Annotated in this window: 27 protein-coding genes; 3 read left to right on the forward strand and 24 right to left on the reverse strand. The window is 53.7% G+C overall.

Features of this window, described 5'->3' with window-relative positions; translation table 11 throughout:
* Positions 1-30: 30 nt before the first annotated feature.
* Positions 31-1,161, forward strand: coding sequence for an aminotransferase class V-fold PLP-dependent enzyme (locus B3729_RS23610; protein WP_286789165.1), 1,131 nt, complete (start codon positions 31-33; stop codon positions 1,159-1,161).
* Between the two features lie 212 nt (positions 1,162-1,373).
* On the opposite strand, the gene B3729_RS23615 is transcribed toward B3729_RS23610, so the two are convergent.
* The 13 genes from B3729_RS23615 to B3729_RS23675 all read right to left on the reverse strand — a co-directional run bounded on the left by B3729_RS23615 (position 1,374) and on the right by B3729_RS23675 (position 11,375).
* Positions 1,374-2,159 carry a TatD family hydrolase gene (locus tag B3729_RS23615; protein WP_286789166.1) on the reverse strand — a complete coding sequence of 262 codons (786 nt, stop codon included), beginning with the start codon at positions 2,157-2,159 and terminating at the stop codon, positions 1,374-1,376.
* A gap of 59 nt (positions 2,160-2,218) precedes the next feature.
* Positions 2,219-2,575, reverse strand: coding sequence for a PilZ domain-containing protein (locus B3729_RS23620; protein WP_010797738.1), 357 nt, complete (start codon positions 2,573-2,575; stop codon positions 2,219-2,221).
* Positions 2,576-2,606: 31 nt separating this feature from the next.
* Positions 2,607-3,593, reverse strand: a complete 987-nt coding sequence (locus tag B3729_RS23625) for a DNA polymerase III subunit delta' (protein WP_286789167.1) — start codon at positions 3,591-3,593, stop codon at positions 2,607-2,609.
* The gene (gene tmk / locus B3729_RS23630; RefSeq protein ID WP_010797736.1) at positions 3,586-4,218 is read right to left on the reverse strand and encodes a dTMP kinase; all 633 of its coding nucleotides are present in this window, start codon (positions 4,216-4,218) and stop codon (positions 3,586-3,588) included. The genes B3729_RS23625 and tmk overlap by 8 nt, the downstream gene beginning before the upstream one ends.
* The gene (mltG, locus tag B3729_RS23635; RefSeq protein ID WP_286789168.1) at positions 4,215-5,264 is read right to left on the reverse strand and encodes an endolytic transglycosylase MltG; all 1,050 of its coding nucleotides are present in this window, start codon (positions 5,262-5,264) and stop codon (positions 4,215-4,217) included. The genes tmk and mltG overlap by 4 nt, the downstream gene beginning before the upstream one ends.
* Entirely contained in the window at positions 5,264-6,082 is an 819-nt protein-coding gene (pabC, locus tag B3729_RS23640; RefSeq protein ID WP_150347725.1) for an aminodeoxychorismate lyase, read from the reverse strand. Before pabC ends, mltG begins: the two co-directional genes overlap by 1 nt.
* The gene (gene fabF / locus B3729_RS23645; RefSeq protein WP_150347726.1) at positions 6,082-7,326 is read right to left on the reverse strand and encodes a beta-ketoacyl-ACP synthase II; all 1,245 of its coding nucleotides are present in this window, start codon (positions 7,324-7,326) and stop codon (positions 6,082-6,084) included. The genes pabC and fabF overlap by 1 nt, the downstream gene beginning before the upstream one ends.
* 120 nt (positions 7,327-7,446) lie before the next feature.
* Entirely contained in the window at positions 7,447-7,683 is a 237-nt protein-coding gene (gene acpP / locus B3729_RS23650) for an acyl carrier protein (protein WP_007160597.1), read from the reverse strand.
* Positions 7,684-7,846: 163 nt separating this feature from the next.
* Positions 7,847-8,590 (reverse strand): 3-oxoacyl-ACP reductase FabG, encoded by a 744-nt coding sequence (fabG, locus tag B3729_RS23655; protein WP_150347727.1) that lies wholly within the window; start codon positions 8,588-8,590, stop codon positions 7,847-7,849.
* A gap of 14 nt (positions 8,591-8,604) precedes the next feature.
* Complete coding sequence (fabD, locus tag B3729_RS23660; RefSeq protein ID WP_219653004.1) at positions 8,605-9,543, reverse strand: ACP S-malonyltransferase; 939 nt, start codon at positions 9,541-9,543, stop codon at positions 8,605-8,607.
* A gap of 85 nt (positions 9,544-9,628) precedes the next feature.
* Positions 9,629-10,639, reverse strand: a complete 1,011-nt coding sequence (plsX, locus tag B3729_RS23665; RefSeq protein ID WP_286789169.1) for a phosphate acyltransferase PlsX — start codon at positions 10,637-10,639, stop codon at positions 9,629-9,631.
* Positions 10,640-10,642: 3 nt separating this feature from the next.
* Positions 10,643-10,825 (reverse strand): 50S ribosomal protein L32, encoded by a 183-nt coding sequence (rpmF, locus tag B3729_RS23670; protein ID WP_010797729.1) that lies wholly within the window; start codon positions 10,823-10,825, stop codon positions 10,643-10,645.
* Positions 10,826-10,838: 13 nt separating this feature from the next.
* Positions 10,839-11,375: a YceD family protein gene (locus B3729_RS23675; protein ID WP_010797728.1), complete on the reverse strand. Its 537-nt coding sequence runs from the start codon at positions 11,373-11,375 to the stop codon at positions 10,839-10,841.
* Positions 11,376-11,495: 120 nt separating this feature from the next.
* Between B3729_RS23675 and B3729_RS23680 the strand changes: the two genes are divergently transcribed.
* Positions 11,496-12,074 carry a Maf family protein gene (locus B3729_RS23680; protein ID WP_010797727.1) on the forward strand — a complete coding sequence of 193 codons (579 nt, stop codon included), beginning with the start codon at positions 11,496-11,498 and terminating at the stop codon, positions 12,072-12,074.
* 15 nt (positions 12,075-12,089) lie between these two features.
* Here the strand turns inward: B3729_RS23680 and B3729_RS23685 are convergent, their stop codons facing one another.
* The 3 genes from B3729_RS23685 to rluC are packed head-to-tail and all read right to left on the reverse strand — an operon-like array spanning position 12,090 to position 14,692.
* Positions 12,090-13,067: a S49 family peptidase gene (locus B3729_RS23685; protein WP_010797726.1), complete on the reverse strand. Its 978-nt coding sequence runs from the start codon at positions 13,065-13,067 to the stop codon at positions 12,090-12,092.
* 28 nt (positions 13,068-13,095) lie between these two features.
* Complete coding sequence (locus tag B3729_RS23690) at positions 13,096-13,746, reverse strand: HAD-IA family hydrolase (protein WP_219653000.1); 651 nt, start codon at positions 13,744-13,746, stop codon at positions 13,096-13,098.
* Positions 13,739-14,692, reverse strand: coding sequence for a 23S rRNA pseudouridine(955/2504/2580) synthase RluC (gene rluC, locus B3729_RS23695; RefSeq protein ID WP_010797724.1), 954 nt, complete (start codon positions 14,690-14,692; stop codon positions 13,739-13,741). The genes B3729_RS23690 and rluC overlap by 8 nt, the downstream gene beginning before the upstream one ends.
* A 566-nt stretch (positions 14,693-15,258) precedes the next feature.
* Between rluC and rne the strand changes: the two genes are divergently transcribed.
* Positions 15,259-18,603, forward strand: a complete 3,345-nt coding sequence (gene rne, locus B3729_RS23700; RefSeq protein ID WP_286789170.1) for a ribonuclease E — start codon at positions 15,259-15,261, stop codon at positions 18,601-18,603.
* Positions 18,604-18,659: 56 nt separating this feature from the next.
* Here the strand turns inward: rne and murB are convergent, their stop codons facing one another.
* Genes murB through B3729_RS23740 form a run of 8 tightly spaced genes read right to left on the reverse strand, consistent with a single transcriptional unit; the run spans position 18,660 to position 25,471 of the window.
* Positions 18,660-19,685 (reverse strand): UDP-N-acetylmuramate dehydrogenase, encoded by a 1,026-nt coding sequence (gene murB, locus B3729_RS23705; RefSeq protein ID WP_010797722.1) that lies wholly within the window; start codon positions 19,683-19,685, stop codon positions 18,660-18,662.
* Positions 19,666-20,145, reverse strand: a complete 480-nt coding sequence (locus tag B3729_RS23710; protein WP_122043060.1) for a low molecular weight protein-tyrosine-phosphatase — start codon at positions 20,143-20,145, stop codon at positions 19,666-19,668. The genes murB and B3729_RS23710 overlap by 20 nt, the downstream gene beginning before the upstream one ends.
* Positions 20,145-20,912 carry a 3-deoxy-manno-octulosonate cytidylyltransferase gene (gene kdsB, locus B3729_RS23715; protein ID WP_286789171.1) on the reverse strand — a complete coding sequence of 256 codons (768 nt, stop codon included), beginning with the start codon at positions 20,910-20,912 and terminating at the stop codon, positions 20,145-20,147. Before kdsB ends, B3729_RS23710 begins: the two co-directional genes overlap by 1 nt.
* The gene (locus B3729_RS23720; RefSeq protein WP_010797719.1) at positions 20,909-21,094 is read right to left on the reverse strand and encodes a Trm112 family protein; all 186 of its coding nucleotides are present in this window, start codon (positions 21,092-21,094) and stop codon (positions 20,909-20,911) included. Before B3729_RS23720 ends, kdsB begins: the two co-directional genes overlap by 4 nt.
* Before the next feature lie 25 nt (positions 21,095-21,119).
* Complete coding sequence (lpxK, locus tag B3729_RS23725; protein WP_010797718.1) at positions 21,120-22,118, reverse strand: tetraacyldisaccharide 4'-kinase; 999 nt, start codon at positions 22,116-22,118, stop codon at positions 21,120-21,122.
* Positions 22,115-22,555, reverse strand: coding sequence for an ExbD/TolR family protein (locus B3729_RS23730; RefSeq protein ID WP_286789172.1), 441 nt, complete (start codon positions 22,553-22,555; stop codon positions 22,115-22,117). The genes lpxK and B3729_RS23730 overlap by 4 nt, the downstream gene beginning before the upstream one ends.
* On the reverse strand, positions 22,552-23,190 hold the full coding sequence (locus tag B3729_RS23735) for a MotA/TolQ/ExbB proton channel family protein (protein ID WP_019365918.1): 639 nt from the start codon (positions 23,188-23,190) through the stop codon (positions 22,552-22,554). The genes B3729_RS23730 and B3729_RS23735 overlap by 4 nt, the downstream gene beginning before the upstream one ends.
* Before the next feature lie 49 nt (positions 23,191-23,239).
* Positions 23,240-25,471 (reverse strand): DNA internalization-related competence protein ComEC/Rec2, encoded by a 2,232-nt coding sequence (locus B3729_RS23740; protein WP_286789173.1) that lies wholly within the window; start codon positions 25,469-25,471, stop codon positions 23,240-23,242.

A 25,471-nucleotide genomic window follows, 5' to 3' on the forward strand; every position in this document is an offset into this window, starting at 1 on the left:
AATACATATTTTTGTATGGATGAGCCTCTTATGAACACCTGGATGAACGAGTTTCCGCATCATGAAACCCTGCGCTACCTCAACCATGCCGCAGTAGCGCCTTGGCCAGCGCGTGCATCGCAGGCCGTAACGGCGTTTGCACAGGAAAACGTTATCCAGGGAGCCAAGGATTACCCCGCCTGGCTTGAAATCGAGCAGCAATTGAGAGCGCTTCTGATGAAGCTGCTTAACGCGCCCAGCACGGCAGATATAGCCTTGGTCAAGAATACGTCAGAGGCTCTGTCATTTGTTGCGTTTGGTCTGGACTGGCGGGCCGGCGATCAAGTGGTCATCAGCAATGAAGAATTCCCATCGAACCGAATCGTTTGGGAGGCACTGTCCCGCTTTGGAGTCGAAGTCATTGAAGTCAGTCTAGCTGGGAAAAATCCTGAACAGGCGCTGCTAGAGGCCTGTACGTCCCGGACACGCCTGCTGGCGATCAGCGCAGTGCAATATGCAAGCGGCCTACGCCTGGATTTAATCAAATTAGGCCAGGGCTGTCGCCAGAAAGGCGTACTGTTGTGTGTTGATGCAATTCAACAGCTAGGCGCACTTCCTCTGGACGTACAAGCCTGCGAGTGCGCCTTTGCCATGGCAGACGGGCATAAATGGATGCTAGGCCCAGAGGGGCTTGGCGTTTTTTATTGTCGGAGTGATCTTAGAGAGCAGCTGACGCTAAACGAATATGGCTGGCATATGCTCGATAATGCTGGTGATTATAATAGTCGGGAATGGAAACCTGCACGCACCGCCCGCCGCTTCGAATGCGGTAGCCCCAACATGCTCGGCGCTGTCGCCTTGAAGGCCAGTCTCTCATTGCTCGATGAGATAGGCATGGTGCAAGTTGCGCAGGAATTACATACCAGAATGCACATGTTGATTGAAGGACTGAAAGCACTTCCCGGCGCTCATGTCCACAGTGCGACAGATCCCAATCGCAGCGCTGGTATTCTAACGTTTACGCTGGATGGCAAAGACAATACGACTCTTTTTGAAGGCCTGAAGCGCGAGAACATTATCTGCGCTCAACGCGGTGCTGGCATCCGTCTTTCGCCACACTTTTACACACCGCAACAGGTACTGGATGAGACGCTGGACATCATCCGGAAGTTGTCGCGATAAGTGCTCAATGAAAGGTTGCCTATTCCAAATCTGTTTAAAAAATGATCAATCCCGACTGGATGTTCCCCATGACTGATCAATACTTCTACTTACCGGCAGCGCCACTCCCCCGAGGCGTTATCGGTGGGATACATCGCTATTGGTGCATCCCGTTAAACTCCTAATGGTCTTGGCCCGGTTAGAAAAAACCGGGTTTTTTTTGACTATTGGTTTTATACAGCTTTTGCCAGAGGAAAGAGCCGGTAGAAATTTTCTGTAGTTTGCTCGGCCAGTGCTTCCAGCTCGACACCACGAACCGAAGCTAAAAACTCAGCCACCTCACGAACATATTGAGGGAGGTTCGGTTTGCCACGATAAGGAATAGGCGCCAGATAAGGCGAATCGGTTTCCACAAGAAGCCGATTGGCTGGCACCTGACGAGCCACTTCACGCAATGCCTCGGCATTTCGGAACGTCACGATTCCTGAAAGAGAGATATAAAAACCCAGGTCCAGGGCAGCCTTGGCCATTTCCCAGTCCTCGGTAAAACAGTGCAATACTCCTGCAGCAGTCAGATCAGCCTCTCTGAGCAAGGCCAACGTGTCAGCGCTGGCTTCACGGGTATGCACAATGACAGGTTTACCGGTAATCCGCCCCGCCTCAAGATGCAACCGAAAGGACTGCTTCTGCAGCTCAGCGCTTTCAGGCTCGTAATGATAGTCCAGCCCAGTTTCTCCGATGGCGACCACACGAGGATGATCCAGCTCGCGCAACAGCCACTCCAGCGCAGGCTCCTTTTCAGCAGAAACATCCAATGGATGAATTCCAACAGAGCAATGCACGTCCGGGTAACGCTCGGCAACAGTCTTCACATCGGCAGCATTTTCGGCGCTTACACCAATGCATAGAAAGTGCCCTACACCTCTCTCCCTTGCCGCCTCAAGCGCCGCGTCCAGCGATCCATTATGAGCCGTTAGATCAAGGCGATCTAGATGACAATGGGAGTCGATCAGTTTCATGGGTTTTCCTGGTAAAAACGTGCGCTTTCAGCAAGGCCATGCTTGCACGAAAGAAAGAATTACATGGTATGCGTAGGGCGGTCCGACTTGAGCGTACCCGCCAGATAGGTCTCGATCTTGTTTCGAGCCGTGTTATCGCCGTCATTGAATTGAACGCCAACCCCAGCAGCACGATTTCCCTGTGCGCCCCGGGGCGTTATCCAGACGACCTTTCCGGCAACAGGGATTTTTTCAGGCTCATCCATCAGGTTGAGCAGCATGAATACTTCATCCCCTAGCTTGTATGACTTGTTTGTTGGAATAAACAGGCCACCATTACGGATGAAAGGCATATAGGCGGCATACAGTACTGATTTGTCCTTGATCGTAAGGGACAGAATTCCGTTTCGAGGACCCAGATTCGGAGGCAAACTCATACGACAGCACTCAACCATTATTAAGTGAATTCTAGCCCTGCTGCGGTAGGCTTGCCCACCGTATCAACAGCGCTTCAAGTAGCAGCACGCGGTTCAGATTAGCCTTACCCATTACTTTCTGCCGCTGCTCGAGCAGCCAGTTCTGCAGGTTTATGACCTGAGTGGAATCGGCCTTATCACCCAGATACTGGATTACTTTGCTCATATCGGCCAAACCGGTCACCGCTTGATCCCGAGTCATTTGATAGCGCAGGATCAACAATGCCCACTCACAGAACCAGTCCATCAATAGCAGTAACGGAATATTGTTCCAGCCTTCGGCTAATGGACTCGGCGCAATCTGCCGCTTCAAGAGCTTTTTCAAGCCATCTACAACATGTGATCGGTAAGCCTGAACGCCCATCGCATGCAAACGAGCAGCCGTTAAAGGCGAACCACCAGCCAGCGTCAGCACATCATTGAGATCCTCCGAGGAGAGATCAGGCAAGGCCTGCCTTAACCAAGCCAGGCTTTCTTCTGGACGAGGCACGGGGCAGGCCTGCTGCACACAACGACTTTTGATGGTAGGCAATAGTCGACTCGGCTGATGACTGATCAGCACCAAGACCGTGTCACCGGAAGGCTCTTCCAGGCTTTTCAATAAAGCATTTGAGGCATTAAGGTTCATTGCCTCAGTTGGTTCCAGCAGAATGACCTTGCGGCCGCCCAACTGTGCGGTTTGGGCAACGAAGTCAACTAGGCTCCTGATTTGATCAACGCGGATAGGCTTTTCCACCTCTTCCGGCTCTACAAGAAAATAGTCAGGATGCGTTCCAGCCCTTAACAAAAGACAAGCCTTACACTGGCCGCATGCCTCCCCTGCTGCTACGTTCTGGCAAAGCAAACGCCCTACAAGCCGCTCGGCCAGCGCCCGCTTGCCAATACCCGCTGGCCCATGAAATAGATAAGCATGGGCATGCCGCTCACGATGAGTCAGCCGCTCCCATAGTTCCGATTGCCACGGGTACCGCTCAACCACGGGCGCGCTCCAACAACTCAGGCACAAGCTGATCAAGTTGTTGCTGTACATCGGCAAGCGACTGGGCTGCGTCAATCACCCGATAGCGGTCGGTACTAGCCGCGGCACGGGAGAGATAAGTCTGCCTTACGGCCTCGAAAAAGCTGTGTTGTTCCCGCTCAAACCGGTCGAGGCGACCTCGTTTGGCTGCTCTTTCAAGTCCTATTTCGATAGGTAAATCGAACACCAAGGTAAGATCAGGCTGCAGGCCTGACTGAACAAAGTGCTCCAAGGTGGCAATGCGTGCTTCCGAAAGCCCACGCCCCCCGCCCTGATACGCGTAGGTCGCATCAGTGAATCGATCACACAGGACAACCGCACCACGATCAAGGGCAGGCTTAATTACAGTGTTTAAATGCTGTGCACGTGCAGCAAACACAAGCAGCAGCTCAGTATCCGCATGCATGCCCTCATCGCAGGGGTCGAGCAAAAGTCCGCGGATGCGCTCGGCCAATGGAGTTCCACCAGGCTCACGTGTCAGCACCACTTCAAGGCCATGCGATTGTAATTGCCTTGCCAGATAATCACGGTTAGTGCTTTTACCTGCCCCTTCCGGCCCCTCCAGCGTAATAAACAACCCGCTCACTCAGACTCCTTGGTAATAGGTGCCGGACTCGAACGGTAATCGGCTCGGCGTTTAAGTTGATACTCACGAACAGCGCGGTTATGGGCATCGATATCATCGGAGAACACATGCGTTCCGTCTCCGCGCGCTACGAAGTAAAGACTTTTACCTGGTTCGGGGTGCAGCGCAGCATGAATCGCCTCCCGCCCTACCATGGAGATAGGCGTAGGCGGCAAACCAGGATTCACATAGGTATTGTAAGGCGTAGGTTGGCGCAGGTGCTCTCGGGTCAACTTGCCCTTGTAGTTGTCACCCAGCCCGTAGATAACCGTAGGATCTGTCTGCAAGAGCATATTCAACGCTAGACGGCGAACAAAAACGCCTGCTATTTGAGGCCGCTCTTGCGGAACCCCGGTTTCCTTCTCCACTAAAGAGGCCATGATCAGAGCCTGATACGGCTCTTGATAGGGCACATCCGGGGCGCGCGCCTCCCACTCCTCGGCAAGAACCTGCTCCAAACGTTGACTGGCCTGCTTCAGAATTTCGACGTCGCGCATTCCCTTTACATAACGATAGGTGTCGGGAAAGAAACGTCCCTCGGGATGCATACTAGGCTTGCCTAAACGTACCATGACGTCTTCGTCACTCAGTCCAGCCAATGTTTGCTCCAGCTTTTCCTGACGAGCCAAGGCATCCCGAACCTGATGGAAGTTCCAGCCTTCAACGAGCGTAACGTTGTATTGGACCACCTCGCCTTTTTGCCAGAGGGCAAGTAATTCACGAACACTCATCCCTGGCGTTACTCGGTACTCACCGCTGTGCAGAGCCTGTCCGGAAAGATTGAAACGCCAATACAAACGCAACCAGAAGGATCCGCTCAGTAACTTCTCCTCCTCAAGATGCCGGAGCATACCGCCCGGCGTAGCGCCCTTGGGTATTTCGACAAGCTGTTCCTGGCCAACCGCCACAGGCTGCTCGAGTGCCTTGTGTTGCAACCAGCCCATTCCGGCTAGCGCCAGCCCCATCAAGAGCAAGCCGCCCTCGAGCAGAACCAATAATTTTCGCATTACGAATCCAGAGCCTTCGAGGCAATCTGTTGAAGTTGACGTGTCAACGGGCCTATTGGCCATTCATGCTCAGCATACGTACATACTGGCCAAACACCATACTGACTGTTGCACATAAATACCTCATCAGCGGCCATGAACTCACTCAACGTCACCGGCCTGATTTCGGTCATGACGCCAAGCCCATCCGCGCAACGAAGAAGATAGGAGCGCATCACACCAGCAACACCACACTTATCAAGCACGGGCGTTATCAATGTGTTCCTGGACACGATAAAAAGGTTACTGAAAACGCCTTCTACAACATGTCCAAATGCATCACACATGAGGCCTTCAGCATAGTTTGCTCCCTGCCACTCTCCCCGCGCTAATACCTGCTCAAGACGGTTCAGGTGCTTGAGTCCAGCCAATAGCGGTTGGCAAGCCAGACGTGTCTGGCAGGGAAACAGACGGATCCCCTGCTCAGCATTCTCAGATGGATAGCGAGGCACAGGAGAGGCCAGCAGAAGACGTTGCGGAAGTGGATTCGACGGAGCCGCATAACCCCGTTCACCGAGGCCGGCCGTAATGATCAGCTTGGCTACACCGTTGCGTAGCAACGCAGCATACTCAAGAATTTCAAGCCTGATTGCATCAAGCTCCAAGGGAACTGCCAGACGACGACATCCATCAAGCAGCCGCATCAGGTGATCATCAAGGAATCGTGGTTGGCCGTTATGGACGCCTATCGTTTCGAAAAGCCCATGGCCATATGCCAAACCACGATCCCGGAAGGAAAGGCCAGCCTCATCCGGCTGACCATTAACCCAGTCTTTCATCACTCAGAAAAGCGACGGAAGATCAAACTACCATTAGTACCACCGAAGCCGAAGGAGTTGGACAGGCTGATCTCGATAGGTATTGCCTTTGGCTTATGCGGCACAAAGTCCAGATCACAGCCATCATCCGGATCATCCAGGTTGATGGTAGGTGGCGCCAGTTGATCACGAATAGCCAGGATGCTGAAAATGGCTTCAACAGCCCCGGCAGCCCCTAACAGATGCCCAGTCATTGACTTGGTAGAGCTCACCGACAATTTGTAGGCATGCTCACCAAAGATCCGCTTTACCGCAGAAGCCTCTGCCATATCACCAGCAGGCGTGGACGTACCGTGCGCATTGATGTAATCGACCTGGGATGGATCGATTCGCGCATCTTTCAGTGCATTGCTCATGCACTGTGCTGCGCCAGCGCCATCTTCAGGGGGGGCCGTCATATGAAACGCATCAGCGCTCATGCCAAACCCAATAAGCTCAGCATAAATATGGGCGCCACGCGCTTGAGCATGCTCTAGCTCTTCCAGAATCAATGCACCCGCGCCATCAGACAGCACAAAGCCGTCTCGCTGACGATCCCAAGGTCTGCTGGCCTTAGTAGGCTCTTCATTTCGGGTAGAAAGGGCCCGTGCAGCACCAAAACCACCCAACCCTAGCCCACAGGTAGCCATTTCGGCACCGCCAGCCACCATGACATCAGCATCACCATAGGCAATGTTACGTGCAGCCATACCTACGCAATGCGTGGAGGTTGTACATGCTGTAGCGATTGCATAATTAGGCCCTTTCAATCCCAAGTGGATGGAAAGGAAGCCGGAGACCATGTTAATGATCGAGCCAGGGACAAAAAATGGCGAAATGCGGCGGGGACCTTGATCAAACAAGGCCTTGCAGTTGTTCTCGATATTGGAGAGACCACCAATACCAGACCCCATGGCGACACCAATTCGATCCCGATTGGCATCTGTCACTTCAAGTCCAGAATCACGCATAGCCTGGAAGCTAGCCGCCAGGCCATATTGAATAAAGAGGTCGAGTTTCCGAGCTTCTTTCGCAGAGAGATAATCTTCTACGTTGAATCCTTTGACTGATCCCCCAAAGCGGGTGGCAAAGGCAGAAACGTCCATGTGTTCAATCGGGGCAATACCGCTGCGACCAGCAAGAATGCCTTCCCAGCTGCTTTGCACGTCCCCGCCCAGCGGCGATACCATGCCCATGCCCGTGATCACGACGCGTCTACGTGACACAACGATTTCCTCATAGCTCGTTTGTTCGATCATCTAAAGTTATTACATTGATGACCGTTATATAGAAAAGCCGCACGCCTGGACAGGCGTGCGGCTTTCGTGTTCTACAGAAGAACCGACTTATTGCTGGTGAGCAACGATGTAGTCGATAGCTTCCTGAACAGTGGTGATCTTTTCGGCTTGTTCGTCCGGGATTTCAGTTTCGAATTCCTCTTCCAGAGCCATCACCAGCTCAACGGTGTCAAGGGAGTCGGCGCCCAGATCCTCGACGAAGGAAGCGCTGTTGGTTACTTCCTCTTCTTTCACGCCGAGTTGTTCAGCGACGATCTTCTTAACGCGTTCTTCGATGGTGCTCATACCGTGTTTTCACTCCTATGGAATAATCCGTGCAGCCGGACTGCGCGTAAGTGTATAGAAAGGGTTTTCAATATTTCAAGCTGACGCGACATCCTGACCTCTGAACTGACTTTTTGCTAGTCTTGAAAATTCACAAAAAGTCGTTCAACCCGTCAAAAATCGCTTAACTCATATACATTCCGCCGTTAATTGGAACAGTAGCACCTGTAACGTACGCAGCACTGTCCGTTGCTAAAAAGGCGACAACTTTTGCAATTTCTTCAGCTTGCCCTAATCGACCCAGTGGAATTTGAGTCAAAAGCGCTTCACGCTGAGCGTCTGGCAGCTCACGCGTCATATCAGTATCAATAAACCCTGGAGCCACGGCATTTACCGTGATCGCTCTGGAACCTACTTCACGAGCCAACGCCCGAGTAAACCCCTCAAGACCGGCCTTGGCGGCAGCATAATTGGCTTGGCCAACATTACCCATAGCCCCGACAACAGAGCCTATGCTGATGATGCGCCCCCAACGAGCTTTGGTCATCCCACGCAATACGGCTTTCGACAAACGGAACAGGCTGTTCAGGTTGGTATCGATTACATCGAACCACTCGTCGTCTTTCATGCGCAGCATCAGATTATCTCGCGTGATGCCCGCATTATTGACCAGAATAGCAGGCGCACCATATTGCTGCTGAATCTGTTCCAACGCCGCCGTCACCGAAGCGTTGTCTGCAACGTTCAGCACCAGTCCGGTGCCCTCTATACCATTGGCCTTCAGGCTTTCGCTGATACGGAAGGCACCGCTTTCGCTGGTAGCCGTACCGATCACGGTAGCCCCGAGGCGTCCGAGCTCAAGAGCAATGGCCTGTCCGATGCCACGTGTTGCACCGGTTACCAATGCGACTTTACCTTGGAGGCTCATGTTTTCTCCTTAAATCAAGCCAATGCTGCTTGGGTAGCAGCAAAAGCATCAGGCGCGTCAAGACTATAGGTCTCTATACCTTTGACACACCGCTTGTTCAAACCTGCCAGGACTTTTCCGGGCCCGCACTCTACCAGTTGAGTAACCCCTTTGTCCGCAAGCAGTTGAACGGACTCAACCCAGCGCACCGGACTGTACAGTTGCGCCAGCAGGTTCTGCTTCAGCGCTGCAAGATCTGCACTGACTCCGGCGTTTACATTCTGAACGACCGGAATGGAGGGCTGCTGCCATTGGATTGCGTTAACAGCCTCGGCAAAGCGCTCCGCTGCCGGACGCATCAACTCACAATGGGAGGGCACACTTACCGGAAGCGGAACCGCACGTTTTGCGCCACGCGCCTTGCATAGCTCGACAGCTCGCATCACTGCAGCTGCGTTACCTGCAATGACCACCTGTCCAGGCGCATTATAATTCACTGCGCTCACAACATCACCCTGGGCCGCTTCAGCACAGGCGTTAACGATATCTGCATCTTCTAGCCCCAGGATAGCGGCCATTGCGCCCTCGCCCGCTGGCACAGCCTCCTGCATCAGCTGTCCACGGCGCTCAACGAGCCTTACAGCGTCAGTAAAGGCCAGAGCACTTGCAGCAACCAGAGCGGAATATTCGCCAAGACTATGACCTGCCACATAAGAAGGACGTACGCCTCCCCTTGCCTCCCACAGTCGCCACAAGGCAATAGACGCCGTCAGAATAGCGGGCTGAGTCTTGTCCGTTTGATTCAGCTGCTCTTCCGGACCTTGCTGAACCAGTGACCAGATATCGTAGCCAAGCGCATCAGAAGCCTCAGCAAACGTATCGCGTATCTGCGAATGTTGAGCTCCAATATCGGCCAGCATACCCAAGGACTGTGAGCCTTGGCCTGGAAATACGAAAGCGAAAGAAGCAGACATAGTCGATCTCTTTTTAGTCTCATCAAAAGCCACAGCCTAACAGCATGCCGCAGCAGGTTCTTGGTTTGATGTCAGGCAACCGAGGTCAGTCACACTTAGGCACTGAATCCTCATAAAGCTCTAGAAAATTCGCCTTTATCAAAGCATCCAGGCGAAGCTCTACTGCCTGCACCGCTTGCTCTATCGCACGCTGAAAGCCGAACTCATCAGCACTGCCATGACTTTTAATAACCAGCCCACGCAACCCGAGAAAACCGGCACCATTATGACGGGCAGGCATCATGTCTTTTCGCAGACGATATAACAGGGGAGCAGCCAGGAGCCTTAGAAAAACAGGCGCCCCTTCCAACTGCTTGAAAAGCATGGAAACAAGCCCCTCGCTTCCTTTAAGCAGGACATTGCCAACAAATCCGTCACACACCACCACATCCGCTTCAGACCGGAACACTGCGTTCGCCTCGATGAAGCCGACATAGTTAAGGCGCCTGCACTTCTCCAGCAGGATTGATGCTTGCTGGACGACACTATTACCCTTGGTCGGCTCAACACCTACATTCAAAAGAGCGACTCGAGGTTCATGTATCCCTGTTGCTTTAGCAGCAGCGGCCCCCAGGCATGCAAACTGGTAAAGATTGAGAGCGGAACAGTCCAGATTAGCGCCAAGATCCACCAATACACATTGACGACCCATCACAGGCAGATGGGTATAGATGGCCGGCCTCTCTATCCAAGGAAGCGTATCCAGCGTCTGTCGAGCAAAGGCCATCAGGGCGCCAGTATTACCTGCACTAACGCATGCGTCAGCCTCGCCACTGGCAACCAGCCCCAGCGCAACCTTCATGGAGGAGTCAGGCTTGTTACGAAGGGCATAAGAAGGCTTTTCCGCCATATCAACGGCCTGAGTGGCTACATGGATACGCAGACGAGAATCATCAAATGAGAACTGACCAACATGGCCTTGGATGACATCAGGATCACCAACAAGGATCAACGTAACGGCAGGATGACTAGCGAGGAAGGAAATACAGGCAGGCACAATGCAGCGGGGACCGAAGTCCCCGCCCATTGCATCGATAGCGATGACAGGTGACGACAAGGATTACTCGTCGGAACCCTTGTCGATCACTTTACGACCACGGTAAAAACCGTCCGGAGACACATGGTGACGCAGGTGAACTTCACCAGTGCTCTTTTCTACAGACAATGCATTCGGCTCGAGCGCATCGTGGGAGCGACGCATATCACGGGCGGAACGGGATTTTTTGTTCTGCTGAACAGCCATAACTCATTAACTCCTAAACGTTTGGGTCACGCTTCAACTGCGCCAGTACGCTGAACGGGTTGGCTCGCTTTTCCTCGTCCGCGCTTTCTTCGGGCGCTTCAGGCGCTTCGAATCCTGCTGGATGATGGCAGATGCCGGGCTCATGAGTTGGAATGATTGGCAAGGCAAGCAAAAGCTCATCCTCAATCAAACCAATCAGATCCAAAGGCTCTTCACCGACTTCCAGTGCGTCATAACCTTTTGGCAACGCATCCGCCGACTGCCCTTCCCATAGCACTGCGTAATCGTACTCGCCGTGTACAGGAAACGCGCCCGGCTCCAGGCATCGCTGACATACCATTTGCACTTCAGTATCCAGTGCGCCATGAATGACGACAAGCCTTTGCTCATCACGGAAGAACTCGAGGACGGCCTTCACCGTTCCCTCAGTGCTCGACAGCTGCTCGCAAAGACGTGGCAAACTAGATACCGGCAGTTCACCCCGAAGCGTGACACCGCGATCAGCCAGTTTGCGTGGATCTACGTGAGGTGGAAGTGGCCCATTCAACATAAGCGCGCCATTATAGAGACGACCTCAGGCCTGTCAAAGGAAATTAGGCAAAGGATAGTATCCTTTGCTGACTTTTGGTCGGTTAGACCGACGATTCTGCGTTCACAGAGACTCATTATAATGCTTCCGTTACTGCTCGCTTCAAGCTCACCCTATAGACGCGAACTGCTGGCTCGCCTGAAACTAAACTTTACATACGCTTCACCTAATATAGACGAAAGCTCTCATCCAGGCGAAAGCGCTCGTCACTTGGCTATGCGACTGGCTGAAGCCAAGGCCCGCGCGCTGGCGCCTAATTACCCCAACCATCTTATTATTGGCTCCGATCAAACCGCCTCGCTTGACGGCCAGATACTTGGCAAGTCTCTGACATACGAGCGCGCCCATAAGCAACTGTCGAATGCCAGCGGAAAAAGCGTGACGTTCATGACCGGGCTCGCGCTGCTCAATACTCAAACCGGAACCTGCCAGCTGGATTGCGTACCGTTTACCGTTCATTTCCGTACGCTGGAAAGCGATCAAATCGAGCGTTACCTCAATATTGAACAACCCTATGACTGCGCTGGAAGCTTTAAAGTCGAGGGACTAGGAATTACCCTTTTTCGCTCTACCGAAGGAGAGGACGTGACCAGCTTGATCGGCCTGCCGCTTATTCGGCTGACCGATCTCCTACTCAATGAGGGCGTGGTAGTACCCTAGCATCAGCCTCTCAACTTATCGCAACACAGGTCCCTGCCACCCCACCAGCAGTGCCAGGCGCTCCGCCACACTGGTCCCCAGGCGCTTGGCAAAGCGGTCGAATGGGCTTTCCTGAACGGTGTAATCCACAATCTTTTCTTCACCAACCACCTCCCGAGCTACAAAGCTGGCACTGCCCAGGCCATCGATTAGCCCCAGCCCAAGCGCTTGCTCTCCAGACCATACGAGCCCGGAAAACAACTCAGGATGACCCTCGACCTTCAAGCGATCACCACGCCCCTTTTTCACGCTATCGATAAACTGCTGATGTGTAGTATCGAGCACCTGTTGCCAGAAGCGGGTCTCCTCTTCTTTAGCAGGCTGGAAGGGGTCCAAAAAGGCCTTGTGCTCACCGGATGTGTAAACGCGACGCTCAACGCCTAGCTTATCCATGGTTCCGACAAAGCCAAAGGATGCTGCCGTTACGCCGATTGAGCCCACAAGACTGGCCTTATCAGCATAGATGGCATCGGCAGCACTGGCGATGTAATAGGCGCCCGAAGCTCCCAGATCAGAAATCACGGCATAAAGCTTGATGTCAGGATGCAATCCACGCAGACGCTTGATCTCGTCATAGACATAACCTGACTGCACAGGACTGCCTCCTGGGCTATTGATACGAAGGATAACGGCTTTGGTACCTTCGTCTTTAAAGGCATCGCGCAGTGCTCCAACAATATTGTCGGCACTCGCCTTCTCATCAGCCGCAATGGTTCCCTTCACCTCAATAAGCGCCGTATGGGAGCCCTCACGCGAGGCTTCTCCCTTGAGCCCGGAAAAAGGAACAAAGAGCGCCAGCATGATAAAAAGATAAGTAAACGTTAGGAATTTAAAAAAGATTCCCCAACGACGTGCCCTTCTTTGCTCATGCACGCTGGCCAGCATCGCCTTTTCGATGAGCTTCCAGCTTTTTTCATCCGCCGGGCGATCCGACGCTTTCCAATCATCTGCCATTGGTAGTCCTGCTTGGTTCAATTAATCGTTACGCATCCAACCAGACACGCAACTCCTCAAAACGATCAACCACAAGCGTTGGCTCGTAATTACGCAGCACCTCAACTGGCTGAGCACCGTAACTGACTGCAACCGAGGCCATTTGCGCTCTGCGAGCCATTTCAAGGTCGAATGGTGCATCCCCGATCATCAGCGCCTTTGACGGATGCACCTGACAATGCGCCAAGATCTCGTTAAGCATTAACGGATCCGGCTTGCTGGCCGTTTCATCAGCGCAACGCGTTACGTCAAAGAAGTCAGCCAGCCCCTTGGCTGCAAGCACCCTATCCAGCCCTCTTCGGCTTTTACCGGTAGCAACAGCCAAACGATAGCCTTTGCGCCGAAACGCTGCCAAGCCTTCAGCCACACCCTCGAAAAACGGAGAAGGCTCTTGCTCACGCATAACGAAATGATCGCTATAACACTGACGAAAACGCTCTACAGCTCCTGGCGTCATCTCCGGGTAAAGCGTCTGGATGGCCTCTGGCAAGCCCAGCCCGATAATGGACTTAATCGATCGATCGCTTCGAACGGGGAGCCGAAGGTCGGCGGCAGCTGCCTGCATAACGTCCACGATGCGACCAACCGAGTCAGAGAGCGTCCCGTCCCAGTCAAATACCAGCAAGTCGTAACTAGGCATCCAATCGACTCAATGTAGCCGCCCAGGTCTCATCAACAGGAGCAGTCAGTTGCAATGTTTCCCCATCGGGGAGCGGTACATTAAGACTGGCAGCATGAAGAAACAGCCGCTTCCCGCCCAAATCCCGAATCTCCCTGGAAAACGCCTCATCACCGTACTTAGGATCCCCTGCAATGGAATGACCTGCGTGCTTGGCATGAACACGAATCTGGTGAGTACGTCCTGTGACCGGCTTTGCCTCTACTAGAGTAGCGAAATCACCGTAGCGTCTGAGCACTCGAAATTCCGTGAGAGCGTCCTTACCCTCTACATTGACTTCAACCATCCGCTCACCGGAACGCAAGTTATTTTTCATCAAAGGCGCTCGAATCTGTTTTTTTGCTGCAGGCCAGTGACCACGAACCAGCGCATGGTAGCGTTTGTCGACTCCATCTCCACGCAAGGCCTCATGCAAATGACGCAGCATGCTGCGCCTCTTGGCAATCATGAGCAGACCCGAGGTATCCCGATCCAGGCGATGAACCAGCTCAAGGTCTTTGGCATCTGGACGAATCTGACGAAAGACCTCTATAACGCCTAGGCTGACACCACTCCCTCCGTGAACGGCAATACCTGCAGGCTTATTGATAACGATCAGTGTCTTGTCTTCATAGACAATCGCAGCCTCCATCAACTCGGCAAGCGCCTGGGAGACAGGTGCAGGTTCATCTTTTTCAGGCAAACGCATAGGAGGGACACGAATGATATCGCCAGCTTGCAGCCGATAATCCGGCTTTATACGCCCCTTATTAACACGTACTTCACCCTTGCGAAGTATTCTATAAATGAAGGTTTTCGGCGCACCTTTGAGCAAAGTACGCAGATAGTTATCGATACGCTGGCCAGCCAGCTCTGAAGAAACTTCGAAGAGCTGTACGCCATTGTTGGAAGAAGTAGGATTAGTCATTGCTACATAATAGCAATTTCCACTTAATTGAAGCACTTAATGGTTGCTGTTATAGTCCCGGAAGCCAATAACCCTGGCATGACACAGCGCTTGTAAATAAGCTCCCTGTCATAAACATGTTCAGTGGACGTCAGGCCGTCCTTCGAGTGGTTCGTATGGCTATAAGCAGTACACGTGCCACTTAAAACAAAAGCCTTATAAAAACACCGTGCCCACTGTTGAAGGTGAGTACAAAAAACAACCGCTCCGGATTCTGCGAGCGGCACCAGGATTCCTGAAGGATACGTGAAGGGTGGAGATGTACCGCTGTTGAACTGTGTAGCCGGTAATGCCTGGCTTAGACGCTTATTCGTCCGCTTTTGACAGCTTATTCCTCCTCCTGACTGTTTGACGTTGCTGCTGTTACGACAGCAAGCAGGAGACGTAGTCGCGGCTCGGCATACAACCGAGTACTGCTGGACACGAAGGCGGATGGCTCCGCCTTTGATACGACCCCAAGCACCGACCCTCGGCGAGTCGTGTGTGCCGAACGCCGTTTCCGGTAGCCCGGAAACCGACGGTATTACATGAAAAGAATGCTCATCAATGCCACGCAGCCTGAAGAGCTACGTGTTGCGTTAGTAGATGGCCAAAAACTATTTGATCTGGATATCGAGTCAGGGGCTCGTGAACAGAAAAAGGCCAATATCTATAAAGGCCGCATCACTCGTATCGAGCCCAGCCTCGAGGCCGCATTTGTCGACTTCGGTTCAGAGCGTCACGGCTTTCTCCCTCTCAAAGAAATCTCTCGCGAATACTTCAAGAAAGCGCCAGAAGGTCGCATCAACATCAAGGAAGTTCTGTCCGAAGGGCAGGAAGTCATTGTTCAGGTTGAAAAAGAAGAGCGTGGCAACAAGGGCGCTGCGTTAACTACCTTTATCAGCCTGGCTGGTCGCTATCTGGTTCTGATGCCAAACAACCCACGTGCAGGTGGCATTTCCCGCCGCATCGAGGGTGAAGAGCGCAACGAGCTGCGCGAAGCCCTGAATGGACTGGATGCCCCAGCCGACATGGGACTGATTGTCCGCACAGCGGGCCTTGGCCGCAGCACCGAAGAGCTGCAGTGGGATCTGGACTACCTACTGCAGCTCTGGTCCGCTATCAAGGAAGCCTCTGTCGAGCGTAGTGCGCCTTTCCTGATCTATCAGGAAAGCAACGTTATCATTCGAGCCATTCGTGATTATCTTCGCCAGGATATCGGCGAAGTGCTTATTGATAGCGTAGAGGCTCAGGAAGAAGCACTAAGCTTCATTCGTCAGGTCATGCCTCAGTACCAGAGCAAGATCAAGCTCTATCAGGACAGCGTACCGCTGTTCAATCGATTCCAGATCGAAAGTCAGATCGAAACTGCCTTTCAACGTGAAGTAAAGCTGCCCTCTGGCGGCTCGATTGTTATCGACCCTACTGAAGCGCTTGTTTCGATCGATATCAACTCTGCACGCGCTACCAAGGGTGGCGATATTGAAGAGACAGCCCTGCAAACGAACCTGGAAGCAGCCGAGGAAATCGCTCGCCAGTTGCGTTTGCGGGATATCGGCGGCTTGATCGTTATCGACTTCATCGACATGACACCGGTGAAAAATCAGCGCGCCGTTGAAGATCGCATGCGGGAGGCGCTTGAGGCTGATCGCGCTCGAGTACAGATCGGTCGCATTTCTCGATTTGGCCTTCTGGAAATGTCTCGGCAGCGGCTGCGCCCCTCTCTGCGCGAGACAAGCGGCATCGTCTGCCCACGTTGTAACGGTCAGGGCATTATCCGAGACGTCGAGTCCTTGTCGCTTGCCATTCTGCGTCTGATTGAAGAGGAAGCACTCAAGGATCGGACAGCAGAGGTTCGAGCACGCGTACCCTTACAGGTCGCCTCGTTCCTATTAAATGAAAAGCGCAACAGCATCACCAAGATTGAACTACGTACACGGGTTCGCATCATCATCCTACCGGATGATCACATCGAAACCCCGCATTTTGAAGTGATACGCCTGCGTGATGACAACCCGGATCTTCTGAACGGCCAGTCTAGCTATGAAATGACTCACAGCGAGGCCGAAGAGATCCAGCCCGCAAGCGCTACACGAACCCTTGTTCGCCAAGAAGCTGCAGTCAAGGTCGCACCCGAGCGCACTCCGGCACCTCAGGTCGAAGCACCCAGCAAACCTGCTCATCAGCCGGAGCCAAGCCTCTTTAAGGGCTTAGTGCGCTCCCTGGTCAGTCTGTTTGCTGGCAAGACGGAAGAGCCTGCCGCTGTAGCCGAAACTACTCAGCCCAATGGCGAAGCACGTCGTACTGATGAGCGCCGCAATGGTCGTCAGCAGAATCGTCGCCGTGACAACCGTCGCGATGAAGAACGCAAGCCTCGCGAAGAACGTCAGTCGCAGGCCCGTGACAATCGCGAAGAGCGTCCGCCCCGTGAAGAGCGCCAACCGCGTACCGAGCGCCCTCCACGCGAAGAGCGCCAGGCCGCTCGAGAAGAACGTCCTACCCGTGAAGAGCGCCAACCACGTGAAGAGCGCCAACCACGTGAAGAGCGTCAGCCACGAGCAGAGCGTCAGAGCCGTGAAGAACGCCCTGCTCGCGAGGAACGTCAACCACGCGAAGAGCGTCCCGCCCGAGAGGAACGCCAACCACGTGAAGAGCGCCCTGCCCGTGAAGAGCGTGCAAACAAGGACGAGCGCCCTGCCCGCGAGGAACAACCCAGCCGCAGCGAACGCCCTTCCCGCGCCGAACGCCGTCAGACCAGAGAAGAGGCCGAAACACGTCAGGATGCAACAGTTGACGCCGAGCAACTGAACGACGAAGAGCTGAACGATCAGAATGACGATCAAGACAGCGATGAGCGTCCACGCCGTCGCTCGCGCGGCCAGCGTCGTCGCAGCAATCGCCGTGAACGTCAGCGTGACACTCATGGCGAGTCAAACGACAACGAATCTGTTGCCTTGACGGGAGAATCCAACACTGAATCTCTTGCCAACGCCGCTGTGGTTGCCGAAGTGGTCAATGCCCAAGCAGCTGAAGCCACAACCGTAACGGAAAGAAACGAGCCCAAACAGGAAAATCAGACCCAGGCGGAAGCAGAAGCAGTCGTTGCCCAGCATGTTTCTGCACCTAACCACACTGAAGAGCAGCCTGTCGTTGAAGTAGTCTCGCACGAGACTACTTTGAAAACTCATCAGACGGTAGCGGTAGTAGAGGTTGAAGCTCCTCAAGCCGAGGAGCCTACCCAAGCAGTCAATGAAACGGCGCCTGTGCAGAAAGAGAAAGCCGCATCCCCTGCGGAGGCCTCTTCCGAGGCTCAGCCCCTCGTTCAGGCAAGCGAAGACACGCCTGACATTGGAGCACAGCCTAAGTTAACCCCACCGGCCGTTGGACGTGCGCCTAACGATCCCCGTGAGCGTCGTCGCCGTCAGCGTGAGGCCGAGCGCTTGGCACGTGAACAGGAGGAAGCTGCAGCAGCACAGGCCGCAACATCTGTCAGCCTGACTACTCCTCCGGCAGCTTCCTTGCCAACTGAAACCCCAGCGCCTGAAGAGCACGCCTCTCCGGTCCTGGCTGCCGACTCAGAACCCGTTGTTGAAGCCGCCCTCCCCTCTGGCATTACTCAGGCACAAGAGCGCCTGGAGAATGTACATGTGGAAAAACCACTGGATGAGCCCTCGAAAGAAAGCCAGCCTGCCATGACGGCCGAGATTGTTATGCCAAGCTCGGAAAGCTTGAATCAACTGCCAGCACAAAGGGTTGAGTCTGCCGAAATTCCTGCAGAGCTTGCCCTGCCAAAGCCAACAGTAGAGCAGCAACAACCTCAGCAGGATGCTGTGGAAGAGCAAAAGCCATCTGAAAGCGAAGAGGAAAAGCAGGCGCCTAAACCGCAGCCCTGATACCTCAACAAATAAAAAGGGATGCATATGCATCCCTTTTTATTATGCCGTCACCGCTAATTCAGCGCTCCGGGCTCCATCTCCAACAGGACAGAAAACCGACTCTCGATATCAGTGCGAATTTGCTGAGCAAGATCAAGAATATCCTTACCCGACGCTGCACCGTAATTAACCAAGACAAGCGCCTGCTGCGCATGAACGCCTGCGTCCCCTTCCCGAAAGCCCTTCCAGCCTGCCTTATCAATTAACCAACCCGCTGCAAGCTTTACCTGGTCATCCGTGACAGGGTAAACGACCAGATCGCTATAGCGCTCCTTAAGTCTTGTAGCCAATTGATTTGAAACCACAGGATTTTTGAAGAAACTGCCCGCATTGCCCAACATGGCAGGGTCAGGCAGTTTTTCCCGTCGAATACTAATAATGGCCTTGCTTACTGCCTGGGGAGACGGTTCATCAACGCCCTGTTCCACCAAGCGCTGGCGAACAGGACCGTAATCCAGACGCAAAGTACCGTGTCGATTTAGATTGAAACGAACCCGCAATATGACCCAACGGCCAGGCTCCTGCTTGAATCGGCTTTCTCGATACCCAAAACAGCACTCTTCAAGGGTAAACTCGCAAGTCTGGCCAGTTTTGCGATCCAATGCCGTTAAGCCATGAAACACATCCTTTAGCTCAACACCATAGGCACCGATATTCTGCATGGGAGAGGCGCCCACAGTACCCGGTATGAGACTCAGGTTCTCCAGCCCACTCAGCCCCATACTCAATGAAGTCTCGACTAGCCCATGCCATGACTCGCCTGCCTCAGCCTCAACGATCACACGGCCTGAGGAGCCCTCCTCAAGAAGTCGGATCCCCTGACTACGCATGTGCAGCACCAGAGCCTGAACATCTTCCGTAAGCACCAGATTGCTGCCTCCGCCCAAGATATAGAGCGGCACATCCTGCTTGTCGGCAAACGCCATAGCCTCACGAACATCATTATCCGTGTAAGCCTCTGCATAGAAGCGTGCCCGCACATCGAAACCAAATGTATTAAAAGGTTTAAGACAAACCCACTCACGTACAGTAAGGCTCAAGTGGCCCCCTTACCTCATGCACAAGCGCTTCACATGCCTTTTCAAGCAAGTCAATAACATGCTTGAAGCCAGCAACTCCGCCAAAATAGGGATCCGGCACTTCATCCTGCTCAAGACCATAACGGCGAAGCAAAAGATCCACTTCAGCTGAAGCGTTGGAAGGACGAAGCCTGGACAAAAAGGCCATGTTCTCATGGTCCATCGTCAAGATAAGGTCAAATGAGCGAAAATCTTCAGTCGTAATCTGTCGAGCCCGCAGGCCTGAAAGATCATATCCTCGCTTAGCACCTTCCTGGATCGAGCGAGGATCGGGGGCTTTACCGACATGCCAGTCGCCTGTTCCCGCCGAGTCGACAACAATACGGTCAAGTAGGCCAGCCTTGACAAGCTTGTCGCGAAAGATGGCCTCAGCCGTAGGAGAGCGGCAAATGTTGCCCATGCAGACAAACAGAACACGCATTATTCGCCTCCCAAGACTCGGCGAACCCGCTCCAGATCTTCAGCTGTATCTACTCCGGCCTCTGGTGACTCAATGGCATCTGCTACATGGATACGCACGCCATGCCAAAGTGCACGTAGCTGCTCCAAGGCTTCAGTATTTTCAAGCCAGCATGCACCCCAGCGCACAAAGTCCTTCAGAAATGCTACTCGATAGGCATAGATACCGATATGACGTCGGTACGGCACACTTGAGGGCAAGATATCGCGGCTTGTGACAAACGCATCACGCGCCCAAGGCATAGGCGCTCGACTAAATGACAAGGCCAGACCATTCTTGTCGCTGACAACCTTAACAACATTCGGGTTGAATAACGCGGCGATATTATGAATGGGCTCAGCCAATGTGGCTATGCTCGCCTCGGAATGAGCGGCAAGATTCTGAGCAACCTGATCGATAATGGCAGGCGGAACAAGCGGCTCATCCCCCTGAACATTCACGATAATGGCATCGTCCGGGAGGCCAATAAGTTCGGCTACCTCTGCCAGCCTGTCCGTACCTGAAGCGTGATCAGTACGCGTCAGCAGCGCATGTGCACCGAAACGTTCGCAGGCTGCCATGATGTCGGAATGATCTGTAGCCACAACCACCTGACCGGCTGCGCTCTTACTGGCCTGTTCCCATACATGCTGAATCATGGGCTTGCCTGCAATATCCTGCAACGGCTTGCCGGGCAAACGGCTCGAAGCAAAACGCGCAGGAATGACTACGGTATAGGAGACAGTCATTTATCCAGACGCTCATCAACGCTGAGGACACGGGCTTCGCTTTCCAGCATGACCGGGATGCCATCCCGGATAGGATACGCAAGCCCTGCGGCCTTGCTAATCAACTCAGTCTTGTCTTCGCTTAGCTTGAGCGGACTTTTGGTAATAGGACAAGCCAGGATGTCGAGAAGCTTGAGATCCATAAGGAATCCTTGTTGGGTAAATAAGTTATTGAGCCTGTAACAGGTCTAGCCGTCTGTCCAGCCACGAAACAAAAGCTGCTGAAGGCTGAGCATCAACCGCAAGATACCACCAATCAGGAGCGGCAAAGGCTCTGCATTTGACGGCATCTTTCTCAGTCATTATCAATGGTAAAGCCGGCTGAAAGCGTAGTCGCTCAGAGGTATAAACTGCATGGTCGGCGAATGGGTGGGCAATGGGTCGCCACTGCAATGCTTCGAGCGTCTTGAAGAAGCGATCAGGATTACCAATCCCAGCCAGTGCGTGAACCTCCTGGCCAGGAGAAAAATAATTGAGAGGCCGGCGCTCACCTGATACTAGATTGATCAAGGCCGTTGGTTTCAATTGAACCGAGTAGCCATCTTCCGTATCGCTGGTGCCACCATTATAAAGAATGGCGTCAACGCTTAGCAGTCGCTCAATAGGCTCTCTAAGTGGCCCCGCCGGAAGACAGCGCTTGTTGCCAAAGCCCCTTGCCGCGTCAACCATGACAAGCTCAAGGTCACGTGCAAGCGCATAGTGTTGTAGACCGTCATCACTGAGGATGAGATCCAGCGACTCGGTTCGCAGCAACTCCTGAACCGCAGCAGGACGATTCGGAGCGATGACAAGCGGAACCCGGGTCCGTTGAACAATAAGCAAAGGCTCATCACCCGTTACCGCAGGCAGCTGCTCCGGCATTACCCGCCAGGGAAAATGTGGAGGTTTTGCACCATAGCCCCGGCTTACCACACCGACTCGCAATCCACGACCGCGGCAGTGCTCGATGAGCCAAAGGATCATCGGAGTTTTGCCCGTTCCACCTATTGTGAGGTTTCCCACGACCAGCACAGGAACAGGTGAAACGAAAACACCCTTGTCGCTCTCCAGAAAGCGCCTACGCTTTCGTCGAGCAACGTGACAATACAGGGCCTCCAAGGGTTTCAGTACATTCAGGGCCGGATGACCACGATACCAAGCCCTGAGAAGCCGTGAGGAAATACTCACTGTTTGTCTGCCTGAGCCTCAACCGTTGTGATGCGGATTCGTGAAAAGCCCAGCTTTCCAGCGGCATCCATTGCCGTCACCACTGATTGATGAGGCGTGCGGCCATCAGCAGAGATGATCAGTGGCACGCTGTTATCCCCACCCGACTCACGCTGCAATGCAGTCATGAGCGAAGTCAGATCACCTTTAGCCAACGCTTGATCGTTCAGTGAAAAGACGCCGTCTGCTGAAATGCTGATTTCCAAGTCCTTGGCAGCTGCTTCGGCAGGTTCTGCACTTTGCGCCTCAGGCAGCTCCAGTTTCAACTGGCTCGGCTTGTTGAAGGTGGTGGTTACGACAAAGAACAGCAGCAACACGAATACAACATCGATCAGTGATGTCAGGTTGACGTAGGCCTCGTCTCTAGCTGCCCCGCCTGATCTACGCCGAAACTTCACGCTTTGGTACCTTCCGTGACGAAGTCTACTTCACGATCACCCTGAACGACTTCAACCAGCTTGATGGACTCTTGTTCCATAGAGACAATCAGTTCATCGACACGACGCAGCAGGAAGCGATGGAAGAATACGGCAGGAATAGCCACGATCAGACCAGCCGCCGTGGTCAGCAAGGCCTTGGAAATACCGCCAGCCAGAACCGGAGCGTTGGCCAGACCGCTTTCCATGAAAGAGCTGAAGATCTCGATCATGCCAAACACCGTGCCTAGCAGTCCCATCAAGGGTGCCATGGCAGCAATCGTACCTAGGGTATTCAGATAGCGCTCCAGATCATGCACGATGCGGCTACCAGCCTCTTCAATGGCCTCTTTCATGACTTCACGGCCATGACGGGAATTGGCAAGCCCTGCAGCCATTACCTCACCCAAAGGCGAATTGGCGCGCAACTCCTTAAGCTTCTCGCTTGTGAGCGAATTATCTTGCAGCCACTTCCATACCTGAGCCAACAGTTGCGGCGGAACGACACGTGCACGGCGCAGTGTCCATAACCGCTCGGCTACGATAGCCATGCCTACAATAGAACTCAGAATAATTGGCAGCATCATCCAGCCGCCTGCTTTGACCAGTTCGAACACGCCCTGAACCCTTTCCTTAAAAGTGCGCAACTCTATCATGAAGCGCCAATTATTTTTCTTGCCAGAAATAACGCTTCTGACGAGCGCCTTGCGGCAAATCATGCTTACCGAGGGTAAATGATATTGCACCGTTCAAGGCTGTATCGTAAATCCGGACGCCATGACGTTCATAACGACTGATCACTTGTGCATGTGGATGGCCAAAGTTGTTGTGAATTCCCCTCGAGATCAAGGCATATTCAGGTTTTACCAGACTGACGAAACGCTCGCTCGAAGCCGTTCGACTGCCATGATGAGGTGCCAATAACCATTGAGCCCGTATATCCCGCCCAGATTCAACGAGGCGACGCTCGGCCTTTTCGTCTATATCACCGGTTAGCAAAAGGCGCTCGCCTGCTGCTTCTACCATCAGCACGCACGATGCAGCGTTTCCCTTCATCAAGGGGCTAGGCTGCCAGACAGTAAATAAGACTCCCTCCCACACCCAGCGCTGATTATCTTCGCAGGGTGTCGGATGCAAGCCAGGAGGAAGCCGCTTCACTTCCCCGCTCACCACCTTGTCCACCTTCAAGGCACTGAAAACAGCAGCGGCGCCTCCTGCATGATCTGCGTCCCCATGACTGACCAACATCATGTCTAGATGACTGACGCCTGTAGCTTTCAGGTTGGGGACTACCACCCTTTCGCCAGCATCATAGCTTCCGCTAAGCGGCCCGGCGTCGTATAGCATGGCGTGGCCTTTGGTCTGTATGAATACAGACAACCCCTGTCCGACGTCGAGCACGGTTACCTTTGCCAGTCCTGACGCTGGTCGGGTCACTGGCGGCCAGAACAACGGAATCAGCAGAAATACTGCCAAAGGCCTGACCGGCACCCCATCGGGAGCCAGCCATAGCAACACACCCAGCATGCCTAAAGCGACAGCCCACGCAGGCACCCATGCTCCCTGCCACGCAGGAACCAGTGCCGACACGTACCCGAGAAATGCGAATAAACCATCAAGGGTCGCGCCTGAACACCACAGTAGCAACTCGCCTAGGGGAGGAATGATCAGAAGAAACACGGTACCCAGCAAGGCGGCTGGCACCACTAAAAAGTCTACCCAAGGCACGGCAACAAGGTTAGCGATCGGCCCCGACAGACTGACAGGCAGATCCAGAGCCAGTAAAACCGGCGCTAGCCCGACTGCCATCATCCATTGGGCCCGCCCCCAACTGCGCCAAGGATTCCATTGACCCAAACGGCCGCCAAAGATCCATATCAAGAGACCTACAGCGATAAAAGACAACCAAAAGCCTGCCGTAAGGCTTGCCAGCGGCTCAGCCACCAGCACAGCCGCCAAGGCAATACCTACCGGTATCCATGCCCCCAGGTGACGAAACCGTAATCGCCATACTGTAATCAGCGCGATCATGACGCAGGCTCGTCTTACAGGAACGTCAAAGCCTGCCAGAAATCCGTATCCTACCGCCGATACAAGCGCAGACAGGCAAGCAACAGGAAACCACGGTATCCGGACAGGCCAGTAGCCCAGACGCGCCAATCCGGCGATCAGCGCAAATACAAATCCCGAAAGCAGCGTAATGTGCTGACCGGAAATAACCATCAGATGCGTAGTGCCTGTGGCCTGTAAAAGCTGCCAATCCTGAGTCGAAACGCCTGAGCCGTCGCCCAGAACCAATGCAGCCAGCCCACCGTTTCGCTGAAAGGCGTCAAGATGCAATAACCGCTGCCTTAATGCGTCTCGCCAGGCATCCAAGGTGGCCTGACGGGAAAGTCGTTGCCCTGCCTTAACGACACCGCTTGCACCGATTCGATGAGCCAGCATCCAGGCTTCGCCATCCATTCCCCGGAGATTGTGGAGCCCGCCCGGCTTTTGCAACTCTACAGCGAGACGCCATTGCTCACCTGATCGTACGGCAGGCGCATTTGACCAAGAGACCCGGATACGACTTGGTAAAGCCCCTCGACGGCTCTGCGCATCTTCCACAAGAAAACGCGTCGAACCTTCGCGCAATTCAGGAAGCCCTACAACTGTTCCCTCAAGCCAGACTATTCTTCCGTCCAGACCATCATCCAGTCGCTCATCCAGCGCCCAATGAGCCGACAGACAGGCCCAGCCAAAGCCTATCAAGAAGGCACCTGCCACGTAGACACGGGGCAGGAACATCAGACCGAATGCCACTATCAAGCAGGCAACAAGAGCCTCTCGATCAGGCAATTCGGGTAGAAAGCGCAGCACCAATAGGCCTGCAATGAACGCAACGATCCCTGTGCGCAT

It is taken from the genome of Pseudomonas sp. UBA3149, from assembly GCF_002364655.1.
Classification (GTDB): domain Bacteria; phylum Pseudomonadota; class Gammaproteobacteria; order Pseudomonadales; family Pseudomonadaceae; genus Chryseomonas; species Chryseomonas luteola.

What these genes read in the sequence shown, in the direction of transcription:
- acpP (WP_007160597.1), bottom strand. Translation starts at nt 7,683, where the DNA reads ATGAGCACCATCGAAGAACGCGTTAAGAAGATCGTCGCTGAACAACTC.
- fabD (WP_219653004.1), bottom strand. Translation starts at nt 9,543, where the DNA reads ATGTCTGCTTCTTTCGCTTTCGTATTTCCAGGCCAAGGCTCACAGTCC.
- B3729_RS23690 (WP_219653000.1), bottom strand. Translation starts at nt 13,746, where the DNA reads ATGCCTAGTTACGACTTGCTGGTATTTGACTGGGACGGGACGCTCTCT.
- fabG (WP_150347727.1), bottom strand. Translation starts at nt 8,590, where the DNA reads ATGAGCCTCCAAGGTAAAGTCGCATTGGTAACCGGTGCAACACGTGGC.
- rne (WP_286789170.1), top strand. Translation starts at nt 15,259, where the DNA reads ATGAAAAGAATGCTCATCAATGCCACGCAGCCTGAAGAGCTACGTGTT.
- rluC (WP_010797724.1), bottom strand. Translation starts at nt 14,692, where the DNA reads ATGACTAATCCTACTTCTTCCAACAATGGCGTACAGCTCTTCGAAGTT.
- pabC (WP_150347725.1), bottom strand. Translation starts at nt 6,082, where the DNA reads ATGAAAGACTGGGTTAATGGTCAGCCGGATGAGGCTGGCCTTTCCTTC.
- mltG (WP_286789168.1), bottom strand. Translation starts at nt 5,264, where the DNA reads ATGCGAAAATTATTGGTTCTGCTCGAGGGCGGCTTGCTCTTGATGGGG.
- B3729_RS23685 (WP_010797726.1), bottom strand. Translation starts at nt 13,067, where the DNA reads ATGGCAGATGATTGGAAAGCGTCGGATCGCCCGGCGGATGAAAAAAGC.
- B3729_RS23615 (WP_286789166.1), bottom strand. Translation starts at nt 2,159, where the DNA reads ATGAAACTGATCGACTCCCATTGTCATCTAGATCGCCTTGATCTAACG.
- B3729_RS23710 (WP_122043060.1), bottom strand. Translation starts at nt 20,145, where the DNA reads ATGCGTGTTCTGTTTGTCTGCATGGGCAACATTTGCCGCTCTCCTACG.
- B3729_RS23680 (WP_010797727.1), top strand. Translation starts at nt 11,496, where the DNA reads ATGCTTCCGTTACTGCTCGCTTCAAGCTCACCCTATAGACGCGAACTG.
- B3729_RS23610 (WP_286789165.1), top strand. Translation starts at nt 31, where the DNA reads ATGAACACCTGGATGAACGAGTTTCCGCATCATGAAACCCTGCGCTAC.
- kdsB (WP_286789171.1), bottom strand. Translation starts at nt 20,912, where the DNA reads ATGACTGTCTCCTATACCGTAGTCATTCCTGCGCGTTTTGCTTCGAGC.
- B3729_RS23675 (WP_010797728.1), bottom strand. Translation starts at nt 11,375, where the DNA reads ATGTTGAATGGGCCACTTCCACCTCACGTAGATCCACGCAAACTGGCT.
- B3729_RS23740 (WP_286789173.1), bottom strand. Translation starts at nt 25,471, where the DNA reads ATGCGCACAGGGATCGTTGCGTTCATTGCAGGCCTATTGGTGCTGCGC.
- B3729_RS23720 (WP_010797719.1), bottom strand. Translation starts at nt 21,094, where the DNA reads ATGGATCTCAAGCTTCTCGACATCCTGGCTTGTCCTATTACCAAAAGT.
- rpmF (WP_010797729.1), bottom strand. Translation starts at nt 10,825, where the DNA reads ATGGCTGTTCAGCAGAACAAAAAATCCCGTTCCGCCCGTGATATGCGT.
- B3729_RS23620 (WP_010797738.1), bottom strand. Translation starts at nt 2,575, where the DNA reads ATGAGTTTGCCTCCGAATCTGGGTCCTCGAAACGGAATTCTGTCCCTT.